The sequence below is a fragment of the Roseibium sp. genome (assembly GCF_050301095.1).
Classification (GTDB): domain Bacteria; phylum Pseudomonadota; class Alphaproteobacteria; order Rhizobiales; family Stappiaceae; genus Roseibium.
The window spans coordinates 1-21,162 of record NZ_JBNKYW010000140.1; the positions used below are offsets into that span (position 1 = coordinate 1).

Below are 21,162 nucleotides of genomic sequence, written 5' to 3' on the forward strand. Positions count from 1 at the left end.
AAGTGCCAGGTCAGTTCCTTCAGCGGCACCTTCAGTCCGTCGGCAACCGTCACCGGCGCGTCGTCGGCGATGATGTGACCGGCCTTGAAGCTGCGTGCGGCGTCGTCGGCCTGTTCCGGCTCCGCGGCGTAGATCTTCACCTCAGGCGCGAGATTGGACAGCGTCAGGCAGGTGCCGGACACCATGCCGCCGCCGCCGATCGGGGCGATCACGGCATCAAGACCGTCCGTCTGCTCCATCAGTTCCTTGGAGCATGTGCCCTGGCCGGCGATCACGCGCGGGTCGTTATAGGGGTGAACGAATTCCGCGCCGGTCTTGGCCTGAACCTCGGCGAACACGGCCTCGCGGCTGGAGGTGGACGGTTCGCACTCGGTGATGATGCCGCCGTAACCGCGCACGGCGTCCTTCTTGGCCTGCGGCGCCGTCCTCGGCATGACCACGTGGCAGGGAATGCCCCGGCGGCCGGCCGCATAGGACAGGCTCAGCGCGTGGTTGCCGGAAGAGTGCGTGGCAACGCCCGCCTTGGCGGTTTCCTCGTCAAGGCCGAAGACCGCGTTGGAGGCGCCGCGCACCTTGAAGGCACCGGCCTTCTGAAAGTTCTCGCATTTGAAGAACAGCTGGGCGCCGGTCAGGTTGTTCAGGAACGACGAGGTCAGCACCGGCGTGCGGTGGATATGGGGCTTGATGCGCTCATGCGCGACCAGCATGTCCTCGAGGGTCGGGATATACATATTCATGGCGTCGGTTTTCATGCTGCTTCCCTGGATGAAATGGCGTGTCCGCTGCGGTAGAACTCCTGGGCGGCGGCAACACCGGAACCGAGTTTGATGTCGAGACCGAGATCGGCCATGACCATTTCGGCGGTGGCCAGGCCCGACAGCGTCATGACGTCGGTCAGGCTGCCCAGGTGGCCGATGCGGAAGACCTTGCCGGCGACTTCGCCGAGGCCGACCCCGAAGGCAACGCCGTATTTCTGCGCTGCGTGGGTGACAACGTCGGTGGCATTGAAACCTTCCGGCGTACGGATCGCGCTGACCGTATCGGAATAGACGTCCGGCGTCTTGGCGCACAGTTCCAGACCCCAGGCCCGGACGGCTGCACGCACACCTTCGGCGATGCGGTGATGGCGGGCGAAGACGTTTTCCAGGCCTTCACCGAGCAGCATGTCGCAACTCTGCTTGAGACCGTTCAGCAGGCCGACCGCCGGCGTATAGGGATAGGCGTTGGATGCATAGGCCTTGGTCATGTCGCGGACGTCGAAGAAGGTGCGCGGCAGCTTGGCGCTTTCGATCGCGGCCTGTGCCTTCGGCGACAGGGCAACGATGGCCAGACCCGCCGGCAGCATGAAGCCTTTCTGGGAGCCGGTGACGGCGGCGTCGACCCCCCATTCGTCCATGCGGAAATCCATGGAGGCGATGGAGCTGACGCCGTCGACCAGCAGCAGGGCCGGATGCTGTGCCGCGTTCAGGGCGCGGCGGACGGCGGCGATGTCGGACTTGACGCCGGTGGCCGTTTCGTTGTGGGTCGCCAGAACCGCCTTGATCTCGTGGTTCTTGTCCGCGGTCAGGATCTCTTCATAGCGGTCCGCGGGAAGACCCGTGCCCCACTCGGCCTCGACGACTTCGACCTTCAGGCCGTGGCGTTGGCACATGTCGATCCAGCGGTGGGAAAACATGCCGTTGCGCGCGGCCAGGATCTTGTCTCCCGGGCTCAACGTGTTGGTCAGAACGGTTTCCCAGCCGCCCGTGCCGGTGGACGGGAAGATGAAGACTTCCGCGTTTTCCGTTTTCAGGACTTTTTTGACACCCGCCAGCGCGGGCTGAAGGATCTGTCCGAACAACGGGGAGCGGTGGTCCAGGGTCGGCATGTCGCAGGCCTTGCGGAGCGACTCGGGCATATTGGTCGGACCTGGAATGAAAACAGGGTTTTGAAAGCTCATGGCCGTTTCCTCTCGCATTTTTTAAAAGTGTAGCGAGGGTGTCCGGGAGTCTGCAATTTTTTTAAAATAATTTTTCAAAAACGCAACGAGCTAAAAAGATAAGTATTGTCAATAAGTTGAATTTTTCATATGATGAACACGTTTTTCAAAAACGAAAGTTTGTTTCATGGCAGAGACGAAAACCGACCCGTCGGGAGCTCGCCGGGCACGCGGAAGGCCGCGGGCCTGGGATGACAAGAGCGAACAGAACACCATCAAGTCGCTCGACCGGGCGATGGCGGTGTTCGAGCACCTGAGCACCCAGTCGGGGGTGTCGCTCTCAGCCCTGTCGGACCAGCTCGGCGAAAGCACGGCAACACTCTACCGGATCCTCTTTACCCTCGAAACGCGCGGGCTTGTGGAGTTCGACCAGGGGCAGCAGCTCTGGCACATCGGCCCCGGCGCCTTCATCATCGGGGCGCGGTTCTTAAGGCGCACGAGCCTGGTGGAGCGGGCACGTCCGATCCTCAGAAAGCTGATGGAAGATACCGGCGAAACCGCAAACCTCGGCGTTGCGCAGGGCGATCAGGTGCTCTTCGTCAGCCAGATAGAGACCCATGCGAATATCCGCGCCTTCTTTCCGCCCGGAACCCTGTCGCCGCTGCATGCATCCGGAATCGGCAAGGCCCTGCTTGCCTTCATGGAGCCGGCCCAGTGCGAGCGCATCCTGGCGCAGAACGCGCGCGAACGGTTTACCGAATACACCCTGTGCGACGCGGATCTCCTGAAAGAGAACCTCGCCAAGACCCGGGAGCGCGGCTATTCCATCGATGGCGAGGAAAAGAACCTCGGCATGCGCTGCATCGCAGCTCCCGTCTTCAACAACTACGGCGAGGCGGTGGCCGGCCTGTCGGTTTCCGGCCCGACGAGCCGTGTTTCTCCGGACATGGTCGGGGATCTGGCGGAGGCGGTACGGAAAGCTGCTGCCGCACTCACCTCCGCATTGGGTGGCGAAAACCCGCCCCAAATTCCAACCTCATCCTGAGGAAGCGCGTTTGCGCTGTCTCGAAGTATGGGCCGCTTGCTCTTGAGTATTCCCCCCGTCTTTCGAGGCAGACCTGAAGTCCCTCCTCGGGATGAGGCGAGGAGGACGGAGAGGGCAATCGCGACTATTCCGCCGCGGCCTTGAAGGAGCCCTGAGCGCCTGCGGTGAACCCGGAAGCGGCGTGTAGCTTCATGTGACGGTTGACGTCCTTGTAGAGCAGGTAGCGGAACGGTCCGGGACCGCCGGCGTAGCAGGCCTGCGGGCAGAAGGCTCTCAGCCACATGTAGTCTCCGGCTTCCACCTCGACCCAGTCCTGGTTCAGCCGGTAGACGGCCTTGCCCTGCAGCACGTAGAGCCCGTGTTCCATGACATGGGTTTCGGCAAAGGGAATGACGGCGCCCGGCTGGAAGGTCACGATGTTGACATGCATGTCGTGGCGCAGGTCCGACGGGTCGACGAAGCGGGTGGTCGCCCATTTGCCGTCGGTGCCGGGCATGGCGGCCGGGGCGATCTCGCTTTCATGGGTGACGAACAGCTCCGGCCAGTCGAGGCCGTCGACGGCTTCATAGGCCTTGCGCACCCAGTGGAAACGGACGTCTTCGGAGGAAACGTTCCTGATGGTCCAGTCGGTCCGCGGCGGCAGGAAGGCATAGCTGCCGGCCCGCAGGTCGTAGGTCTTGCCTTCGGCGGTCAGCACCGCCTCACCCTCGACCACGAAGATCACGCCTTCGGCCATCGGGTCGGTTTCCGGCCGGTCCGAGCCGCCCTCGGGGGCAACCTCGACGATGTACTGCGAAAAGGTTTCCGCGAAGCCTGACAGCGGCCGGGACAGCACCCAGACGCGCGTGCCGGTCCAGAAGGGAAGGGCGCTGGTCACGATATCCCGCATGGTGCCGCGCGGGATCACCGCGTAGGCGTCAGTGAACATCGCACGGTCGGTCAAAAGCGTTTCCTGGCCCGGGTGTCCCCCCTTGGGGGCGTAATAGGTCTGGCGGTCGGTGGTGTTGGACACGGGCAACCTTTCTGTTTCTCTTTCGAAGTTGCCTCAGACTATGCCGCCCCCCGGCCGGGGGAACCATCTGTGAAGTTGAAAGAGATCCTTTCGGAAATCCAAGAAAATGATCCCTTGATTTTTTGCTTCTTCCAGCCAATCGCCTCGCCTTGCGACTTGGGTTCGCACCTTGGGAAATCGAACGGTCAGAAGTAACAAGGACAATATAGTCATCAAGAAAACGAATGGATTCCCGAGGGTAAAAGCATTACTAAAAGATTAACTGATTTTATGGATTGATTTGAAAGTGAAGAATGTAATCAAGATTGGTTGAATTATTTGAAGTTCGTTACCCTGTCTCGAGGTAATCACGGTACAGATCTTCAAGAGGCCATTGATGAAAAGAAAATGCTTTGCACTTGCGTTCGCCCTGTCCCTGGTGTCTCAGGCAGCGATCGCGGAGACCATCACGCTGGGCACGGGCGACAGCCTGCCCTTTGCGGCCGTCGGCGCGGGAGATCTTCCCTCGGGGGTTCTGGGAGATGTCAGCATGTCGCTCCTGAAGGATATGGGCTTTGAGGCCAAGGCCTCTCCGCTGCCCTTCGCCCGCCTCTACAGCTCCGTCCACAGCGGCGAGATCGATGGTGCCGTCGGTGTTCTGCGCACCGAAAACCGGGCCACGCAGGCGCTCTACAGCGATCCTATCCTGACCGAATACAACATTCTGGCGGTGAAGAAGGGGGCGGCGTTCAACTTCATGGCGCTGGCGGAATTGAAAGACAAGCGGATCGGCGGCCGCCGCGGCTTCGCCTATCCGGGTCTGGAAGCTGCGGGCGTTTCCGTCGAACCGGCCAATGATGACGTCAACAACATCAAGAAGGTGATTGCGGGCCGGCTCGACGCGGCAATCATCTCCTCGATCGCCTATCTCTCCCAGCTGGATCAGAGCGAGCTGCGGGATGAGGTCGAGCTGCTGCCCCTGGCGGTTGGAGAAGTGCCGATCGGCATTGCGCTGGCCGACGAAAAATTCTCCGAAGGCGATATCGTAAGCTTCAACGGCAAGCTTGCCGAATTCAAGTCGTCGGAAGACTACGCGGCGGTTCTGGCCAAATACGGAATTTCCGACTACGTGAAGACCTGGCCGGTCGCGAATTAAGAAGAGCCTTCCACCTACGCCCTCATCCTTCGAGACAGGCCTTTGGCCTTCCTCAGGATGAGGCGTGCAGGGAGGCCCCTTCTGCTGGGTTACGCCTAGATCCCGACCCGGTCCCGCATCCGGTACACCATGACGGAGGGGGCCAGGAACCAGGGGTCGCCCTTGTAAAGCGGACGGGAGCGGAACGGAATGCGCTCGAAGGTCGAGGGAGACTTTTCAAGGCCCGCGACCTTGCGGCCGATGCGCATACCCAGATAACTCGCCATGCCGACGCCGGAGCCGCAATAGCCGCCGGCGAAATAAAGACCGTCGTCCTCGCCGCAGTGGGCGAGCGTGTCGAAGGTGTAGCCGACGAAGCCCATCCAGGCATGGGAAATCCGGACCCCGGAGAGTTCGGGAAAGAGCGCGCACATGTCCTGATGCAGCTGTGCCGCGCTGTTGCGCGGGTCCGTCTCGTTGAGCGACACGCGGCCGCCGAAGAGCACACGTTTCCGGTCGGGCGACAGGCGGTAGTAATAGACCAGCTTGCGCGTGTCGGAGAGAACCCGGTCGGTCGGAAAAAGCCGGTCGATGAGCTGCTCGGGAACTTCTTCCGTTGCAATCACATAAGAGCCGATCGGGATGATCCGACGCTGATGCCAGGGCGAAACCGGGCCGGTGTAGCCGTTGGTCGCCAGGATGACCTTGCCGGCTTTCACAGGGCCGTGGCTTGTCCTGACCTTGAAGCCCGCCCCTTGCCGCTCGATGGAAACGACGCGGCAGTTTTCCTTGACCATGGCCCCCAGTCTCAGGGCCATCCTGAGCAGGGACGGGTGGTACCTGGAAACATCGATGCTGCAGTGGCGGGGGTAGACGATGCCGCCGTGATAGGCTTCCGTTCCGAGTTCTGCCGGCATCTCCGCCTTCGGAACCATATAGGCGCCGGTCTTCCAGACCGGATGACCGGCGTCGCAGTCCTTCGCCAGCTTGTCGTAGAGATGCGGCTTGTGTGCCCCGTGAAACCGGCCGACTTCGCGCAGGCCCATGTCGATGCCGTCCACCTTGGAAAGCGCGTGCATGTAGTCGAGCGAGGCTTGTGCTTCCCGGCACAGGTTGGTGGCGATTTCCTCGCCGTACCGGCTCTTGAGCGTTGCAAACGAGGGCTTGATGCTGGTCGAAAGCTGTCCGCCGTTGCGCAGGCTGCAGCCCCATCCGGGGTGTTCCGCATCAACGACCAGCGTGCCGAGCCCTTCGCGCACGGCCGGGAGGGCCGCATTGAGACCCGTATAGCCCGCACCGACGATCAGTACGTCGACCTCATCCGGAAGATCGGTCGCCGGCAGCGGGACCTCGGGGGCGATATCCGCCCAGTAAGGCCTTGTTTTAAAAGTTTTCGTAAAGAGATCCGTACGCATCCGGCAGTATTACGCTCTCGGTTCAGACATCGTTCAGGATCAGGTCGGCACCCTTTTCACCCACCATGATTGCGGGCGCGTTGGTATTGCCGGACGTTACCGTAGGAAAGATGGAAGCGTCTACCACGCGAAGGCGCTCGGTGCCATAGACTTTCAGGTGGGCGTCGACGACATTTCCTTCCGGCGCCGGTCCCATCCGGCAGGTGCTGACCGGGTGAAACACGGTCGAACAGCGCTTGCGGACGTCCGCCAGCATGTCCTCGTCGCTCTCGACCCCCGGCCCCGGCAGGATTTCCTCATCGATCACCGTCTGCAGGGCGGGGCTCCCGGCGATCCTGCGCAATAGCCGGCTGCCCTCGATCATCTCCCGGCAATCCTTGTCTGTGCTGAGTGAATTCGGATGGATTTCGGGCGTGTCGAACGGGTCGTTCGAGCGCAGGCGGACTTGGCCCCGGCTTGTCGGACGGGTCGGCTGCATGCCGAGCAGGAAACCGGGAAAGGGGTCGGGGTTCATCAGCGGCCGCTTGCCCTTCGGTGCCTTGGTGTAGCTGACCGGTGAGAAATAGAGCTGCATGTTCGGCCGCTCGCAATCCGGCCGGGTCTTCACGAAGCCACCCGCCTGGTTGACGCTGAGCGATAGCGGCCCCTTGCGGGTCAGCACGTAGCGGATGCCCTGGAGCAGCTTCCCCCACCAGGGATAAAGCTGCTGGTTCAGCGTCGGCACGCGCGAGCGGTAGAGATAATCGAGACCAAGGTGATCCTGAAGGTTCCGGCCGACCGCCGGAAGGTCAACGACGGTCTCAATGCCCTTTGCCTGGAGCTCCGCCCCGTTGCCGATGCCCGACAGCATCAGGATCTGGGGCGAGTTGACCGCGCCGGCGCTCAGGATCACCTCCCGGCGCGCAGTCACTGTCTGGTCCGTGCCGCCCCGGCGGAAGGCAACGCCCGTGGCCCGGTTTCCCTCCATCAAGACCTTCGTGACATGAGCATTGGTCAGAACGCTGACGTTGCCACGCTTCCTGGCGCGCGACAGATAGGCCCTTGCCGTGGACATGCGCAAACCGTTCTTCGCGGTGATCTGATAAAGGCCGACGCCTTCCTGGGAAGCGCCGTTGAAATCCGGATTGCGCCGGAAACCGGCTTCTTCACAGGCGGTCAGGAAGGTTTTGCATAGGGGGTGGACGTCGCTCTCCATGGAAGACACGTAGAGCGGACCGTCCCCGCCGCGCCAGGCATCGGCCCCGTTGCAGTTGCTTTCCGAGCGCTTGAACAAGGGCAGCACGTCATCCCAGCCCCAGCCGGGATTGCCCATCGCCTTCCAGTCCTCGAAGTCCGCGTGCTGGCCGCGGATATAGACCATCGCGTTGATCGAGCTGGAGCCTCCCAGAACCTTGCCGCGCGGCCAGTAGCCGGTGCGGCCGTTGAGGCCGGGGTCCGGTTCCGTCTGGTACATCCAGTTGATGCGGCGGTTGTAGAAGGCCTTGCCGTAGCCGATCGGCATCCAGATCCAGAAATTCAGATCCGAGCCGCCGGCCTCCAGAACGCAGACGGAATACCGGCCGCTTTCGGACAACCGGTCGGCAAGCACCGCACCGGCGGAGCCTGCGCCGACGATAACGAAATCGAATTCCGGCATCATTGCACCTACCGGGAGGACTTGTCGCGCTGGATCAGGATCGACAGCAGGGCCAGCAGTCCGGACCCGACCATCAGGATGAAGGAGACGGCGTTGAGCACGGGCGTCGAGCCGACCTTGGCCATGCGGTCGTACATGGTGATGGTCAGTGGTGCCTCGGACCCGACCAGGAACAGTGTCGTGTTGAAGTTTTCGAACGAAACCAGAAACGCGACGATCCCGGCGGCAATCATCGCCGGCCGCAGGAAGGGCAGGGTGACCGTACGCAGGACCCGGGCCCGGCTGGCGCCGAGATTGAAGGCGGCCTCCTCCATGGTGGCGTCGAACTTCTTCAAGCGCGCCGTGATCACCAGAGAGGTGATGGTTGCGATGAAGGAGAACTGGCCCAGCACCACCAGCGCGAGTCCCGGCCGCAGGGTTTCCAGCTCCAGGTCGAAGCGGTTCTCCAGATAGTTCGCCGTGTCGCTGGCCAGCACCAGGATGGAGATACCGAGGATCACGCCCGGAATGACCAGAGGGATCACCATCAGGATGTAGAAGAAGTTTTTTGCCGGAAATTCGCCGCGGATGAAGAGGAAGGCGTTGGTCGTGCCGACAAAAACCGACAGCAGGGACACGAAGATGGCGATGACGAAGGAATAGTAGAGCCCCTGCAACAGCCGTCGGTCGTGGAACATGCCGAGCTTGGGCTCCGTGTCGCTGAAGAACCAGTCGAGCGTGAAGCCCTGCCACGGCAGCGCCGGAAACAGGCTGTCGTTGAAGGCAAACGCGCCGGCGGAAATCAGCGGCGCCGCCAGAAAGATGAAGAAGGCGGCGACATAAAGCCGGTAGCCGAAGAGGAACGGCGAGGTCTTCTTTGATGCAAGCATGATCGTCTCTCCTCAGCTCTTGGCAACGGTGTTGGCGAGCGTCTGGCCGGAGAGTTTCAGGCCGAGCCAGATGACGAGCGAGGTGAACAGCAGTAGCAGCATGCCGAAGGCCGCGCCCCCTTCCCAGTTGAAGCGGGTGATGAATTGGTTGTAGATCTGCTCGGTGAACCAGCTGGAATTCTTGCCGCCGAGCAGAACCGGCGTCAGATAGGCGCCCGCCGTCAGCATGAAGGTGACAATGCAGCCGGCGACGATGCCGGGCATGGCATAGGGGATGATGATCCGGCGCAGCACGGTGAAACCGCTTCCGCCGAGATTGTAGCCTGCCTCGATCATGGAATCGTCCATGCCGTCGAGGGTGGAGACCAGCGGAACGATCATGAAGAGGATGACGGTGTAGACGAGGCCGATGATCACCGCGACATCGTTGTAGAGCATCTCGATCGGCTGGCCGGTCAATCCGGTCCACATCAGGAAGCTGGAAATGACGCCGGTCTCCCGAAGCAGCAGGATCCACCCGAAGGAGCGGATCAGATCGCTGACCCAGAGCGGGATGAGGCAGAGCAGGAACAGCCCGCCACGGGACCTTGGGCCCGCCACCTTGGCAATGTAATAGGCGATCGGAAAACCGATCAGGAGCGCGAGGGCCGTCACCAGCAGCGACATGGAACCGGTTCTGAGCAACGTGTTCCAGTAGATCGGCTCGTTCACGAATTCCAGATAGTTCGCAAAACTGTACTCATAGACGCGTGGCGCGACCTTCTCCCGGAACGACAGCATCACCATGCCGATATGCGGCAGGATGATCAGAAGCAGGATCCAGAGCGCGAAAGGCGCGAACAGCAGGATCAGCGACAGGCGCCTGATGTCCTTGGTCTGCATCACGCACCCTCCCGGCGGGTAAAGCACATGGCCTGCCGGGCAGACCACATCAGCCGGACGGCTTCACCGGGCCTCAGGTCGTTGTCGCCGGTCAGCGTCACGTCGGATTCCACAAGTTCGCCGCTGCCGGTGCGCACGAGCACGCGGCTGTTGGCGCCGTTGAACAGCAGGCTGTCGATCACGCCGTCCATCTGGTTGTCGCCGTCGGTCCGGGATTGGTCTGCTTCCGACACGCGGACCGTTCTGATGAATTCGGGACGGACGAAGATTTCGACCTTGGCGCCTTCCGGAACGGCCTGACCGTCCGCGGCGTTGAAGGTCATCGGCAGGCCCTGGTCCGTCTCGACCTTGCCGCCGGTGCCGTCCGCGGACCTGACAATTCCGGTCCAGCGGTTGCTGTCGCCGACGAAACCGGCGACGAAGGCCGTGCTGGGCTGGTGATAAAGCTCCTGCGGCGTGCCGATCTGCTCGAAGATGCCCTGGTTCATGATGGCGACATGGTCGGACATGACCAGGGCTTCGGACTGGTCGTGGGTGATATAGACGAAGGTGGTGTTGAACTGGTGCTGAAGAAGTTTCAGTTCGATTTTCATCGCCTCGCGCAGTTTCAGGTCGAGCGCGCCGAGCGGCTCGTCGAGCAGCAGCACGTCCGGATCGAGCACCATGCAGCGGGCAATCGCGATGCGCTGTTTCTGGCCGCCCGAGAGCTGATGGATCTCGCGCTCGGCGACGTCGGGCAGGGCAATACGTTCCAGCACGTCCTGCACCTTGCGCTTGATGTCGGCGTTCCCGACGCCCGCGCACCTGAGGCCGTAGGCGATGTTCTCGTAAACGTTCATCATCGGAAACAGGGCAAGATGCTGGAACACCATCTTGACGTTGCGCCGGTTGGGCGGCGTGCCGAGCACCGACTTGCCCTTGATCCGGATGTCTCCGGCGGAGGGGTCCTCAAAGCCGGCGATCATGCGCATCAAGGTGGTCTTGCCGCAGCCGGATGGCCCGAGAATGGAAAAGAAAGAGCCGCTCGGAATGTTGAATGAGACGCCTTTCACGGCACGGACGGGACCGAAGTTCTTGGCAATGTCGAGGCATTCGAGATCGTAGGCCGGGGTATCTGTCATGAAGGAGCGCCAACTGCAAAGGTCAGAGAATTGGGGACGCCGGTTGTCCGCGGCATCCCCCGATCAGGAGTTGATGGTGAGACTGTTTGGATGGCTGACTGCCGGGACCAGCGGGTCCCGGCAGTGCCGATCCGGCAGATCTTCTGCCGAACTTAGCCGCCTGTGGCCGCCTTGATTTTCTCAAGGGTCTTGCCTTCCATGTCCTCCACGCCCGGAGGAATGTTGGCAAAGAACTTCAGATTGTCGATATCGGCCGGCGTGAAGGCCGCGTTGACGGCTGCCTTCTTGTCTTCCGGCAGAAGATCCAGGCCACCTTTCACAGCGGCGATCGCACCGGTGTTGCCGGACATGACGGTGACGTTCTCCGGCCGCAGCACGAAGTTGATCCACTTGTAGGCGGCGTCATCCGCCTTGCCCTTGCGCGGCAGGGCGAAGGTGTCGATCCATGCAAGCGCACCTGTTTCCGGCGGCACGAAGACGATGTTCTTGTTCTGGTCGTAGAGCTTGTAGGCCGTGGAATCCCAGGTCTCGGACGCAACGATTTCCCCGGAGAGCATCATGGCGGACAGATCGTCGCCACCCTTCCAGTAGGCCTTGATGTTGTCCTTGCAGGTGATCAGCTTGTCGGCGACCTTGTCCAGGATGCCCTGGTATTTTTCGAGGTCGGAATAGGCCGCGAACGGGTCTTCACCCATGGAGAAGGCGGTGCCGAGCAGGATCGTGCGCTTCAGGCGCATCGATGTCTTGCCCTTGTATTTGGGATCGCACAGGTCTGCCCAGCTCTTGAAATCAGGGGCCTTGGTCTTGTCGGCCATCAGGCCGGAAGTGCCCCACAGATGGGGAACCGCATAGACCTCGCCCTCGATGGTGGTGTTTGCCTTCACCCCCTCCAGGAGCGAGCCTTCCATGACACTGGTGTCCACCTTGGAAAGATCGAGCGGCTTGTAGATGTCATATTCCAGCTGGGCCGCATAGATGCGGTCGTGGCTCGGTTGCGCAAGATCGAAACCGGCGCCGCCGGTCGCCCGCAGCTTGGCGATCATTTCCTCGTTGTTCGAGAAAGTGACTTCGACGTCGATGTCCGGGTATTCCGCTTCAAATTTCTGGATCAATTCATCCGGAGCATAGGAGCCCCAGGTCAGGAGGCGCAGGGTTTCCGCTTGTGCGGAGCCGGCGCCGGCGAGCATGGTCGCGGCCAAGAGGCCTGTAAGTGTTGTTTTGAAATGCATGACTTCCTCCCTGAATACACGCAGCAATTCAGGATTGGGAGCCTAGGATTGAATTGGCCTGTCAAATATATCCATTGCAGATAATTTAGCAGTCCAATTCCGGGAGGGCATTCTCGGGGCCGAAATCTGTCGACAGGTCCTGACCCTAGCTGGTGCAGCACTTCGGGAGGACCGATTTCAACACCTGGATGCCCCTGCGGATCTCCTCAGGTGCGGCGCAACCGAAGCCGAACACGATCCCGCGCTGCCCAATCGGGGACAGCGTGTAGCGGGACAGCGGAGCCACCGTGACTTCCTTCTCGGCAGCCTTCCGCACGAGGCGGTTTTCGTCCAGCGAGGGAGCCAGCAGCCCGACCGCATGAAATCCGCTGCTGGTCGGCTGCAGGTTGATCTGACCCGCAAGGCTTTCCGCTTCCGCCAGCAGCGTGTCGTAGCGCTCCTTGTAGAGGTGGCGCATGGTGCGGATATGCGTTGCGAACATGCCCTCGTCCATGAACTCGGCGACGATGGCCTGGGTGACCGTCGGAACGCCGCTGAGCCAGGTCTGGCACACCCGCTCGAAACTCTCCACCAGTCCCTCCGGGACAAGGACGAAGCCAAGCCTCAGCGCCGGAAACAGCGATTTGGAAAAGGTGCCGACATAAATGACGCGGTCATGGGTATCGATGCTTTTCAGCGTCGGTTGCGGCCGGTCGCCATAGTAGAATTCGCCGTCGTAGTCGTCTTCCACGATGATGGCGTCGGCGTCATTGGCGGCTTTCAGCAGGGCCAGGCGCCGCGACAGGCTCATTACGTGGCCGAGCGGCTGCTGGTGAGAGGGAGTGACGAAGGCGAGGCGGAAATGCGGAGCTTTTTCAAGTCCGTCCTCCACGCGCAGACCTTCCGCGTCCACGTCGACCGGAACCGGGTTGGCGCCGATGGCGATAAAGGCATTGCGGGCGCCGATGGCTCCGGGATTTTCAAACCAGACCGGTTCCCCCGGGTTCACCAGCAGTCCGCCGACCAGGGAAAAGGCGCGCTGGGCGCCGTTGGTGATGAAGATCTGCTCCGGCGCGCATTTGATGCCGCGCGAGGCATTGAGCTGGCGCGCGATCGCCCGGCGCAGCGGCATGTAGCCGAAGGCTTCGCCGTATCCGGTGATCAGGTCCCGGTCCTTGCGCCAGTGGCGCGCCGACAGTTTTGCCCATTGCGCCATCGGAAAGGCATCGAGGGCTGGCAGGGCGGTGGCGAAGGCCTGCGACTTGTGCGGCAGGCGGGAGCGCGGAGCGAAATCCGGAATTGCATGGCGCGAGGCATGTGATAGCCGCGGCACCATTTTCACGGTGTTGCTTTCATTCGTCGCGGGTTTCGTGGCCAGCCGGGCGTTCAGCGCCTCGCTGACGAATGTTCCCGCGCCGACGCGGGCTTCCAGAAGGCCTTCCGAGATCAGCCGGTCGACCGCATCGATTACCGTGGTCCGCGAAACGCCGATTTCCCGCGCGAGCGTGCGGGTCGCCGGCAGCCGCGCACCTGGCGCGAGGGCTCCGGTCAGCAACAGGTCCCGCAAGGCCATGTAGAGCTGGATGGAAATTTTCTTTTCAGCGGTCTTGTCGATCGTGATGGATGACAGCACCGCGCCTGCATGCCGTTTCATGACGCCTCCCAATTGGTATGAGAGTTTGCGCAAAACGGACCTTCTATCAAGGCCAATTCCAAGTAGGTTCGTCCCGAAAGCCGCTGGCCGACTCTCCGGAAACGCCCCCTGCAGGGATTGGATGCAGACATGAAAATACAATCAATAGAAACATTTACAAACGAATTCGTGTGTTTCGTCCGGGTGACCGCCGACAGCGGGGCAAACGGGTGGGGACAGGTCGCGCCCTATTGCGCTGATATCACCGCTGAGGTGGTGCACCGGCAGGTCGCACCCTATGCGCTGGGGCAGGATGCGTACGATGTGGCGCATTTGATGGACATCATTCCTGACCGCGAGCACAAGTTTCCGGGGGCCTATCTGCGCCGGGCCATGGGCGGGCTCGACACCGCTCTCTTCGACCTGCGCGGCAAGCTGGAAGGCAAGCCGGTCTGCGAACTTCTCGGCGGCACGCCGGGCAGGGTCCGGGCCTACGGATCCTCCATGAAGCGGGACATCACGCCGGCAGACGAGGCGGACCGCCTGAAGCGGCAGCAGGACCTTTACGGCTTCGACGCCTTCAAGTTCCGTATCGGCTCCGAGTGCGGCCGCGACCGGGACGAGTGGCCGGGCCGCACGGAAGAAATCGTGCCGACCATGCGCCGCGCCTTCGACGACGGCACGGCGCTGCTTGTCGATGCCAATTCCTGCTACTCTCCGGCCAAGGCCATCGAGGTTGGGAAATTCCTGCAGGATCACGGTATTTCCCACTACGAGGAACCGTGCCCCTACTGGCACTACGACCAGACCAAGCAGGTGACGGACGCGCTGGAGATCGACGTGACCGGCGGCGAGCAGGACTGCTCGCTGGTCGACTGGCAGCGCATGATCGACGGCCGCATCGTAGACGTGATCCAGCCGGATATCTGCTATCTCGGCGGCATGGTGCGCACCATGAAGGTGGCGCGGATGGCGCATGAAGCCGGCATCCCCTGCACGCCGCATGCCGCCAATCTGTCGATGGTGACGCTGTTCACCATGCATCTTCTGCGCGCCATTCCGAACCCCGGCAAATATCTGGAGTTCTCCATCGAGGAGGCGGACTACTACCCCTGGCAATACGGCCTCTTCACGTCCTCGCCCTACGAGATCGTCGACGGCCATGCCACCGTCACCGACGCTCCCGGCTGGGGCGTGGAGGTCCATCCGGAATGGCTGGCGAAATCCAGCTACAAGATCAGTTCCCTGGAAGGCTGACATGCAGACGGCACGCGACCTCATCGCCGAATACACAAGCACGGGAACCCTGGAGGCTCTGCCGAAAGGTCACTTCATCGACGGGACCTTCATCCGGCCGTCCCACAACCGGACCATGGAAAGTTTCGACCCGGGCAGGGGCGAGGCTTTTTCCGGTTTCACGGCGGGCACCAGGGAAGATGTCGACCAGGCCGTCCGCTCCTCCCGAAGGGCCTTCGAAACGGTCTGGCGCGACACCGGCCCGGCCGAGCGCGGGCGTATCCTGCAAAAGGCCGCCGCGTTGATCCTGGAAAACCTCGATCTTCTTGCCGTCACAGAAACCCTCGACAGCGGCAAGCCGCTGCAGGAGGCCATGGGCGACGTGCGCGGGGCGGCGCGGGCCTTTGAGTATTACGCCGGTGCCTGCGACAAGCTGCAGGGCGACAGCTTCCCGCTCGGACCCGATCATATCGGCTATTCCATCCATGAACCGGTCGGGGTGACCGCGCATATCATCCCGTGGAACTTCCCCATCTCGACGGCCGCCCGCGGCTTCGCCCCGGCGCTGGCTGCCGGCTGCACTGTGGTTGCCAAGCCGGCGGAACAGACGCCGTTCACGGCCCTGCTCCTGGCAAAGCTTCTGAGCGATGCGGGTCTGCCGGACGGCGTTCTGAATGTCGTCACCGGAACCGGCATTGAAACCGGCGCGCCCCTGACGAGTCATGCGGGGGTCGACCACATCACCTTCACCGGGTCTGTCCAGACTGGGAAAGCGGTGATGAAGGCGGCGGCGGAAGAAGTCACAAGGGTCGTTCTGGAGCTCGGCGGCAAGTCGCCGGTAGTGGTGCTCAGCGATTGCGACAGGGAGCAGGCACTTAACGGGGTTCTCGGCGCGATCTACGAAAACGCCGGGCAGATCTGTTCTGCCGGGTCGCGTCTGGTGATCGAACGCTCCATTCACGCGGATTTCGTGGAGCAACTGGTGCGGCGGACCAAGGCACTGAAGCTGGGGCACGGGCTGGAAAACCCGGACGTCGGCCCGGTAAATTCGGCGGAACATCTGGCGAAGATCGCCGGATTTCTCGACCGTGCCAGGGCGCGCGGCGCTTCCATCGCCACCGGCGGCTCCGTCACGCAGGATCCGGCGACCGGCAAGGGCTGGTTCTTCGAGCCGACCATCGTCGACAGCGTTGCCGCCGATGACGAATTGGCAAGGGAGGAAATCTTCGGTCCCGTGCTGACGGTCCAGGTGGCCGAGGATGCCGAGCATGCGCTGGCGCTCGCCAACGAATGTCAATACGGCCTTGTTGCCGGCATCTACACCTCGGATTTTGCAAGGGCCCACAGGCTTGCCCGCCGCATCGACGCCGGCCAGATCTACATCAACGAATATTTCGCCGGCGGCATCGAGGTGCCGTTCGGAGGCAACAAGAAGTCCGGCTTCGGCAGGGAAAAGGGGCTGGAAGGCCTGAAAAGCTACTGCAAGACCAAGAGCATCGCTGCGCGGATCGCCTGAGCCGCCACGTGGGACCGGATGTGTATCAGAAGGGTTTCAGCGTGTCCGGGCGCCTTCCCCTGCAAGAACGGCAACCCGGCTTTTGCCGAGCCAGTCCGGGAAACTGGCCACGAGTTCGGACCGGCCTTCACGCCGGATCCGCCCGTTCGCAAGGCAGTCCTTCAAGGGCAGGTGACCCAGCCAGACATTGATGAAGTCCCTGACATGTCCGGAAACGACCAGATCCTCCTCGCCTCCGGGCGGCTTGATGCAAAGGTCGACCTGACCGTCGTCAAACAGCAGCCACCACCGGCGTTTGGCCGCAGGCACACCGGAAAAGTCGAAGCGGACCAGCGTTCGTCCGCCGAAGGGCAAGCTGGCCGGATCCAGGGAGCGGCGTATGTCCCACATCAGATAGCCGGGATCGAGTTCGCTTTCGCTCAGCTCGCGGCGCAGGTTCTTGTGTCCCCACAAGCCGAGAGCCTCGATGATCGGGCGTAGTTCCTCGCCTGCCTCGGTCAGTACATAGCGCTTCGCCCCGGATCCGGCGGTCGTCTCGTGACGAATGACGCCGGCAAACTCCAGCTCCCGCAGTCGCTTGGTGAGCTGGGTCGGCGAGATCAGCGAGAGGCCGGCACGCAGGTCGTTGAAGCGCGTGCTGCCGCACATGATTTCACGCAGGATGAGCGGCGTCCATTTCGAGGCGACAACTTCCGCCGCCTGGGCAACCGGACAGAACTGGCCATAGTTGGATTTCGGTGCCATGGATCCAGCCTAAGCACGGCCACAGAGTTGGACAAGTACAGTTTTTGTACTTGTTTCAAATCGGGCAAATTTCAATCTGGATGTCAGGAAACCCGAACTTCAGGAGCCTGACATGTTACCCAGGAAAATGCGCAATACACTCTTCGACAAGCTGTCGGGCGTAACGATGCGGCCGTTCTTTACTCCGATCTCCGCCAGGAATGTTTCGGGACTTGCGGCGCAGGTGCTGGAGCAATCCGAGCGGGACTTCTTCGTGAACGGCACCATCACCGGCCATGGGTCCTGCCCTGAATTGATGGCGGGTCTTTGGTCGGGCGGTCGTGAAGCCGCCCTCGTCGATGACAGGATGGAGGCGTGGCTGAAGATAGCCATGGGAGCGGCACTGTCCCAGGAAAACCGGTGCCCATACTGCGAGGACATGCTGCTCAGCCTCACACATGGCGCCAGGGAAGAACACGTTGCGACGGGCATTCGAACGCGGCAAGAGGGACGTATTGCAGACCCGGCCGTTCGCGCCAAACTGGATTGGGCGCGGTCGGCGGTCGAGGCGTCAAACAGCGGTCTCAAGAGGCCTCTGTTTGCCGAGGAGGAACTGCCGGAGGCCATCGGAACGGTTCTTGTCTTCAGTTACACGAACAAGATTTCCGACTTCCTGCTGGACGGATCACCCGTTCCCGCGTTTGGCCGAGGTGCATCGTTGCGGGCCTTCGGAACGGAATTGAGGGAATCGGCCGGATTACGGCTGGAGCCCGGAGCCTCGATTGATCTTCTGCCTCCGGCGATGCAACCACGGGATCTTGATTGGGCATCCCCGTCTCCCCGGATCGCCGATTGCCTGTCTCGTTGGGCCCAGGTGGTCGACAGATACGCAGCGGATGTGCTTGATCCCGGGACGATCGCGCATGTCCGCAACCGTCTGGCGGTGTGGCATGGCGGTCACCCGCCGGCATCCCGCGCGTGGGTCGAAGCCGATCTGGAGGGGCTTTCCGGCAAGCAGCGGGACCTGGCACGCATAGCGATCCTTGTCGCCAAGGCCTCCTATCAGATCGACGACAAACTGTTGCAGGCCGTCGTGGATCAGGGTGCTTCAGAGGCGGACCTGGTGAAGCTTGGCGCTTTTGGCGCGTTCTCCGGCGCCAGACGCGTGGCCGCCTGGGTGGCCGGGGCGGCTGTGCCGGAGCCGCAGATACGGATTGCGGTTTCCGCGCTTTAGCGGTTCCGTCCGCAGTACGGCGAACGAAAAACCTCCGGTGCGAAAACGGTCGCTCCGGAGGTTTCCGGTGTCAGGTGCTGAGGCGCCCTAAGCACCCGAATGTTTGATCGGTGTCGAGCTGACCCAGAGCTCTTCGCTTTCCTCGTCCCCCAGGACAACGGAATAATGCGGCTTGGACGTGTCGTGGTGGATGCAGTCTCCGGCCGTCATGATGAAGACCTTGTCGCCGAGGTGATATTCCAGCCTGCCGGAGAGCAGATAGCAAAACACTTCGCCGTCATGCTGCATGTGTTCCGACACATGGCCGGGCGGGCGATGGATGATGCACGGGTAGGTCAGGGCGCCGGGAAAGCCTGGGCCAAGCTTCTCGTAAAGCCGTTTCGACTTGCCGAGCACATAGGTCTGCCTCTCGTCCTTCGACACATATTCCGAATAGGGCTCGGGCACCTTGATCAGCTGTTCCAGGCTGGTCTGGAGAGCGCCGGCGATGCGCTGGAAGGAAGACAGTGACGGCGAGCTGATGCCGCGTTCCACCTGGGACAGAAACCCGATGGTCAGGTTTGTGGCCTTGGCCACTTCCTCAAGGGTCATCCCCAGCGACTTGCGGCGCTGGCGGATCACCGGGCCGTAGTTCGGCGTCTCCTGATCGCTTTCCGAAACTGCTGTCGTCCCTTTGGTTGTCATTCAGCCCTCCACTCCGGCGTTCTTTATATCGCCCGATTCCGCATTTTGCCAGCCTCGGGCGAACTTAAAAGTTTATCAATACTAAAATTTTTTTTAGCGAAGCAAAAAAGATAAAGTATCAAAAATATACTGTAAAAACAACAAATTATAAAGGATCTGGAATTTTGGGACGGCTTCGAAATTGGATCCAATTCGAGATTTCACTAAAAAAATGCCTTGCGGCCCATGCCGGTTTGGATAATCTCCAGGGCCTCGAGACATGTGCATCTGGGAGGACACACAATGAAGGCAGCAGCGCTTGCCGCCGGGCTGGCCCTAACAACGGCCCTGACCGCATTCACCTATCAAACGGCGGATGCCGTGGAGCGTGGCGGAACCCTGAATTTCGCCAGATACGACGGCTCCAAGCTCGTCGATCCGATCTATGCGGACCGCAACCCGGACATCTGGATGGTCGGCAGCCTGTTTTCCACGCTTCTGGAAACCGACCCGGCCAGCGGAAACCTCGTCGGCGCGCTCGCGGAAAGCTACGAGGTGTCCGCCGACGGCAAGACGGTCTCGCTGGTGCTGCGCGACGGTCTGAAGTTTTCCGACGGCAGCCCGCTGACGGGCGAGGATGTGGTGTTTTCGCTGGACCGGGCCCGCAATCCCGATCTCGGGCCCTGGGCAGGACTGCTGTCTGCGATTTCCTCGGTGACGAGCGAGGGCCGCAACGTCACGCTCACGCTTGAAAAGCCGGACCCGGCGCTCCTGTCGATGCTGGCGACCTTCAACACCGCCATTGTGTCCAAGAAGGTGTTTGACGCCGCCCCGGGCGCGAACGATCAGGAAAAATCGGCGGCTATTTTCGCTGCAGGCGGGCCGGGTGTCGGCTCCGGGCCGTTTTACCTGAGCGGTTTCGAGCAGGGCGCCTCGATGACCTTTTCCGCCAATCCGAACTACTGGAAGGAAGGCGAGGACGGCAAGCCGCTGCCCTACATCGACAAGGTGCATTTCCAGGTCATTCCGGATGACGCAACCCGTGTCCTGAAGCTGACCGCCGGAGAAGTCGATGTCGCCGAGTTCATTCCCTTCTCGCGCGTTGCCGAACTCGATGCCGACCCGGCAATCGACATGAACCTCTACCCGTCCACACGGATCATCTATTCGCCGATCAACACGCGCGCGACGCGTGCCGACGGTTCGCCGAACCCGCTGGCCGACAAGCGTGTGCGCCAGGCGGTCAACTATGCCACCAACAAGGAAGCCCTCATCGGGTTGGTCCTGCAGGGCGCCGGCAAGCCGATGTCCTCGCCGCTGATGTCCTCGTCCACGCGGCTCGCCGCCGACATGAGCCCGCTCTACGGCTACGACATTGAAAAAGCCAAGGCGCTGGTGGCTGAAGCCGGACTGAAGCCGGGCACGGAAATTACCCTGACGACGCTCGCCGGCTCCGCCGACGATGCCACCGTCTTCGCAGCCCTTCAGCAGATGTGGGCGCCGCTCGGCATCAATCTGGTGGCCGAACAGGTGGACGGCCCGACACGCGGCGCCAAGAACCGCTCCGGCGAGTTCGACATCCACACCTATGGCTGGGTGGATGACGTCAGCGACCCGAGCCAGGTCTCCGGCTGGCTCGGGTATTATCCGACAAGCAAATCCGTCGGCACGGGTTGGAACAATGCCGAGTTCAACGCGCTCTACGAAGCCTCCTCGTCGGAAATGGATCCCGAAAAGCGGGCCGATCAGTACCGCCAGATGCAGGACCTCTATGCCGATGCGGCACCGCTGCTCTTCATGTATGAGACGCCCTTTGCCGTTGCCGTCTCCGCAAAGGTGAACGGCTACCTGCAGACGCCACTCGGAAACAACATCTTCGAGAACGTCTCCCTGGACCGCTAACGGTTCCTCCCAGGACCGGGGGGTGAAGGGCTGCG

At 61.8% G+C, this 21,162-nt stretch carries 18 protein-coding genes; 6 read left to right on the plus strand and 12 right to left on the minus strand.

From position 1 onward, the window contains the following. Together ACQY7U_RS12995 and bhcA are read right to left on the minus strand one after the other, a co-directional pair. Positions 1–731 (minus strand): pyridoxal-phosphate dependent enzyme (locus ACQY7U_RS12995; protein WP_428645140.1); only part of this gene is annotated, 731 nt, incomplete at its 3' end. Between the two features lie 17 nt (positions 732–748). Then, on the minus strand, positions 749–1,939 hold the full coding sequence (gene bhcA / locus ACQY7U_RS13000) for an L-aspartate--glyoxylate aminotransferase BhcA (protein WP_428645070.1): 1,191 nt from the start codon (positions 1,937–1,939) through the stop codon (positions 749–751). A gap of 166 nt (positions 1,940–2,105) precedes the next feature. Between bhcA and bhcR the strand changes: the two genes are divergently transcribed. After that, the gene (gene bhcR, locus ACQY7U_RS13005) at positions 2,106–2,963 is read left to right on the plus strand and encodes an HTH-type transcriptional regulator BhcR (protein ID WP_428645072.1); all 858 of its coding nucleotides are present in this window, start codon (positions 2,106–2,108) and stop codon (positions 2,961–2,963) included. A 124-nt stretch (positions 2,964–3,087) separates the two neighbouring features. Here the strand turns inward: bhcR and ACQY7U_RS13010 are convergent, their stop codons facing one another. Then, entirely contained in the window at positions 3,088–3,975 is an 888-nt protein-coding gene (locus ACQY7U_RS13010; protein WP_428645074.1) for a bifunctional allantoicase/(S)-ureidoglycine aminohydrolase, read from the minus strand. Between the two features lie 376 nt (positions 3,976–4,351). Between ACQY7U_RS13010 and ACQY7U_RS13015 the strand changes: the two genes are divergently transcribed. Further along, entirely contained in the window at positions 4,352–5,110 is a 759-nt protein-coding gene (locus ACQY7U_RS13015) for a substrate-binding periplasmic protein (RefSeq protein WP_428645075.1), read from the plus strand. A gap of 95 nt (positions 5,111–5,205) precedes the next feature. On the opposite strand, the gene ACQY7U_RS13020 is transcribed toward ACQY7U_RS13015, so the two are convergent. The 7 genes from ACQY7U_RS13020 to ACQY7U_RS13050 all read right to left on the minus strand — a co-directional run bounded on the left by ACQY7U_RS13020 (position 5,206) and on the right by ACQY7U_RS13050 (position 13,874). After that, positions 5,206–6,504 (minus strand): FAD-dependent oxidoreductase, encoded by a 1,299-nt coding sequence (locus tag ACQY7U_RS13020; RefSeq protein ID WP_428645077.1) that lies wholly within the window; start codon positions 6,502–6,504, stop codon positions 5,206–5,208. A gap of 22 nt (positions 6,505–6,526) precedes the next feature. Continuing rightward, complete coding sequence (locus ACQY7U_RS13025; protein WP_428645078.1) at positions 6,527–8,140, minus strand: GMC family oxidoreductase; 1,614 nt, start codon at positions 8,138–8,140, stop codon at positions 6,527–6,529. 8 nt (positions 8,141–8,148) lie between these two features. Further along, complete coding sequence (locus ACQY7U_RS13030; RefSeq protein WP_428645080.1) at positions 8,149–9,009, minus strand: ABC transporter permease; 861 nt, start codon at positions 9,007–9,009, stop codon at positions 8,149–8,151. Positions 9,010–9,021: 12 nt separating this feature from the next. Next, positions 9,022–9,891 carry an ABC transporter permease gene (locus ACQY7U_RS13035; protein WP_428645082.1) on the minus strand — a complete coding sequence of 290 codons (870 nt, stop codon included), beginning with the start codon at positions 9,889–9,891 and terminating at the stop codon, positions 9,022–9,024. Further along, on the minus strand, positions 9,891–11,012 hold the full coding sequence (locus ACQY7U_RS13040) for an ABC transporter ATP-binding protein (protein ID WP_428645084.1): 1,122 nt from the start codon (positions 11,010–11,012) through the stop codon (positions 9,891–9,893). Before ACQY7U_RS13040 ends, ACQY7U_RS13035 begins: the two co-directional genes overlap by 1 nt. A gap of 152 nt (positions 11,013–11,164) precedes the next feature. Beyond that, positions 11,165–12,241, minus strand: a complete 1,077-nt coding sequence (locus tag ACQY7U_RS13045; RefSeq protein WP_428645086.1) for an extracellular solute-binding protein — start codon at positions 12,239–12,241, stop codon at positions 11,165–11,167. Positions 12,242–12,386: 145 nt separating this feature from the next. Next, positions 12,387–13,874 carry a PLP-dependent aminotransferase family protein gene (locus tag ACQY7U_RS13050; RefSeq protein WP_428645088.1) on the minus strand — a complete coding sequence of 496 codons (1,488 nt, stop codon included), beginning with the start codon at positions 13,872–13,874 and terminating at the stop codon, positions 12,387–12,389. A gap of 129 nt (positions 13,875–14,003) precedes the next feature. Here ACQY7U_RS13050 and ACQY7U_RS13055 point away from each other — a divergent pair, with 129 nt between their 5' ends. Both ACQY7U_RS13055 and ACQY7U_RS13060 read left to right on the plus strand, forming a co-directional pair. Next, positions 14,004–15,110 carry a mandelate racemase/muconate lactonizing enzyme family protein gene (locus tag ACQY7U_RS13055; RefSeq protein ID WP_428645090.1) on the plus strand — a complete coding sequence of 369 codons (1,107 nt, stop codon included), beginning with the start codon at positions 14,004–14,006 and terminating at the stop codon, positions 15,108–15,110. A gap of 1 nt (position 15,111) precedes the next feature. After that, positions 15,112–16,605 carry an aldehyde dehydrogenase family protein gene (locus tag ACQY7U_RS13060; RefSeq protein WP_428645092.1) on the plus strand — a complete coding sequence of 498 codons (1,494 nt, stop codon included), beginning with the start codon at positions 15,112–15,114 and terminating at the stop codon, positions 16,603–16,605. A 36-nt stretch (positions 16,606–16,641) separates the two neighbouring features. Here the strand turns inward: ACQY7U_RS13060 and ACQY7U_RS13065 are convergent, their stop codons facing one another. Then, positions 16,642–17,349, minus strand: a complete 708-nt coding sequence (locus ACQY7U_RS13065) for a winged helix-turn-helix transcriptional regulator (RefSeq protein ID WP_428645094.1) — start codon at positions 17,347–17,349, stop codon at positions 16,642–16,644. A 112-nt stretch (positions 17,350–17,461) separates the two neighbouring features. Between ACQY7U_RS13065 and ACQY7U_RS13070 the strand changes: the two genes are divergently transcribed. Next, a complete protein-coding gene (locus ACQY7U_RS13070; protein ID WP_428645095.1) occupies positions 17,462–18,562 on the plus strand; it encodes a hypothetical protein in 1,101 nt (366 codons plus the stop codon). Positions 18,563–18,649: 87 nt separating this feature from the next. Here the strand turns inward: ACQY7U_RS13070 and ACQY7U_RS13075 are convergent, their stop codons facing one another. Beyond that, positions 18,650–19,246, minus strand: a complete 597-nt coding sequence (locus tag ACQY7U_RS13075) for a helix-turn-helix domain-containing protein (protein WP_428645097.1) — start codon at positions 19,244–19,246, stop codon at positions 18,650–18,652. Between the two features lie 282 nt (positions 19,247–19,528). Between ACQY7U_RS13075 and ACQY7U_RS13080 the strand changes: the two genes are divergently transcribed. After that, positions 19,529–21,127 carry an ABC transporter substrate-binding protein gene (locus ACQY7U_RS13080; protein ID WP_428645099.1) on the plus strand — a complete coding sequence of 533 codons (1,599 nt, stop codon included), beginning with the start codon at positions 19,529–19,531 and terminating at the stop codon, positions 21,125–21,127. The last annotated feature ends 35 nt before the right edge of the window (positions 21,128–21,162 follow it).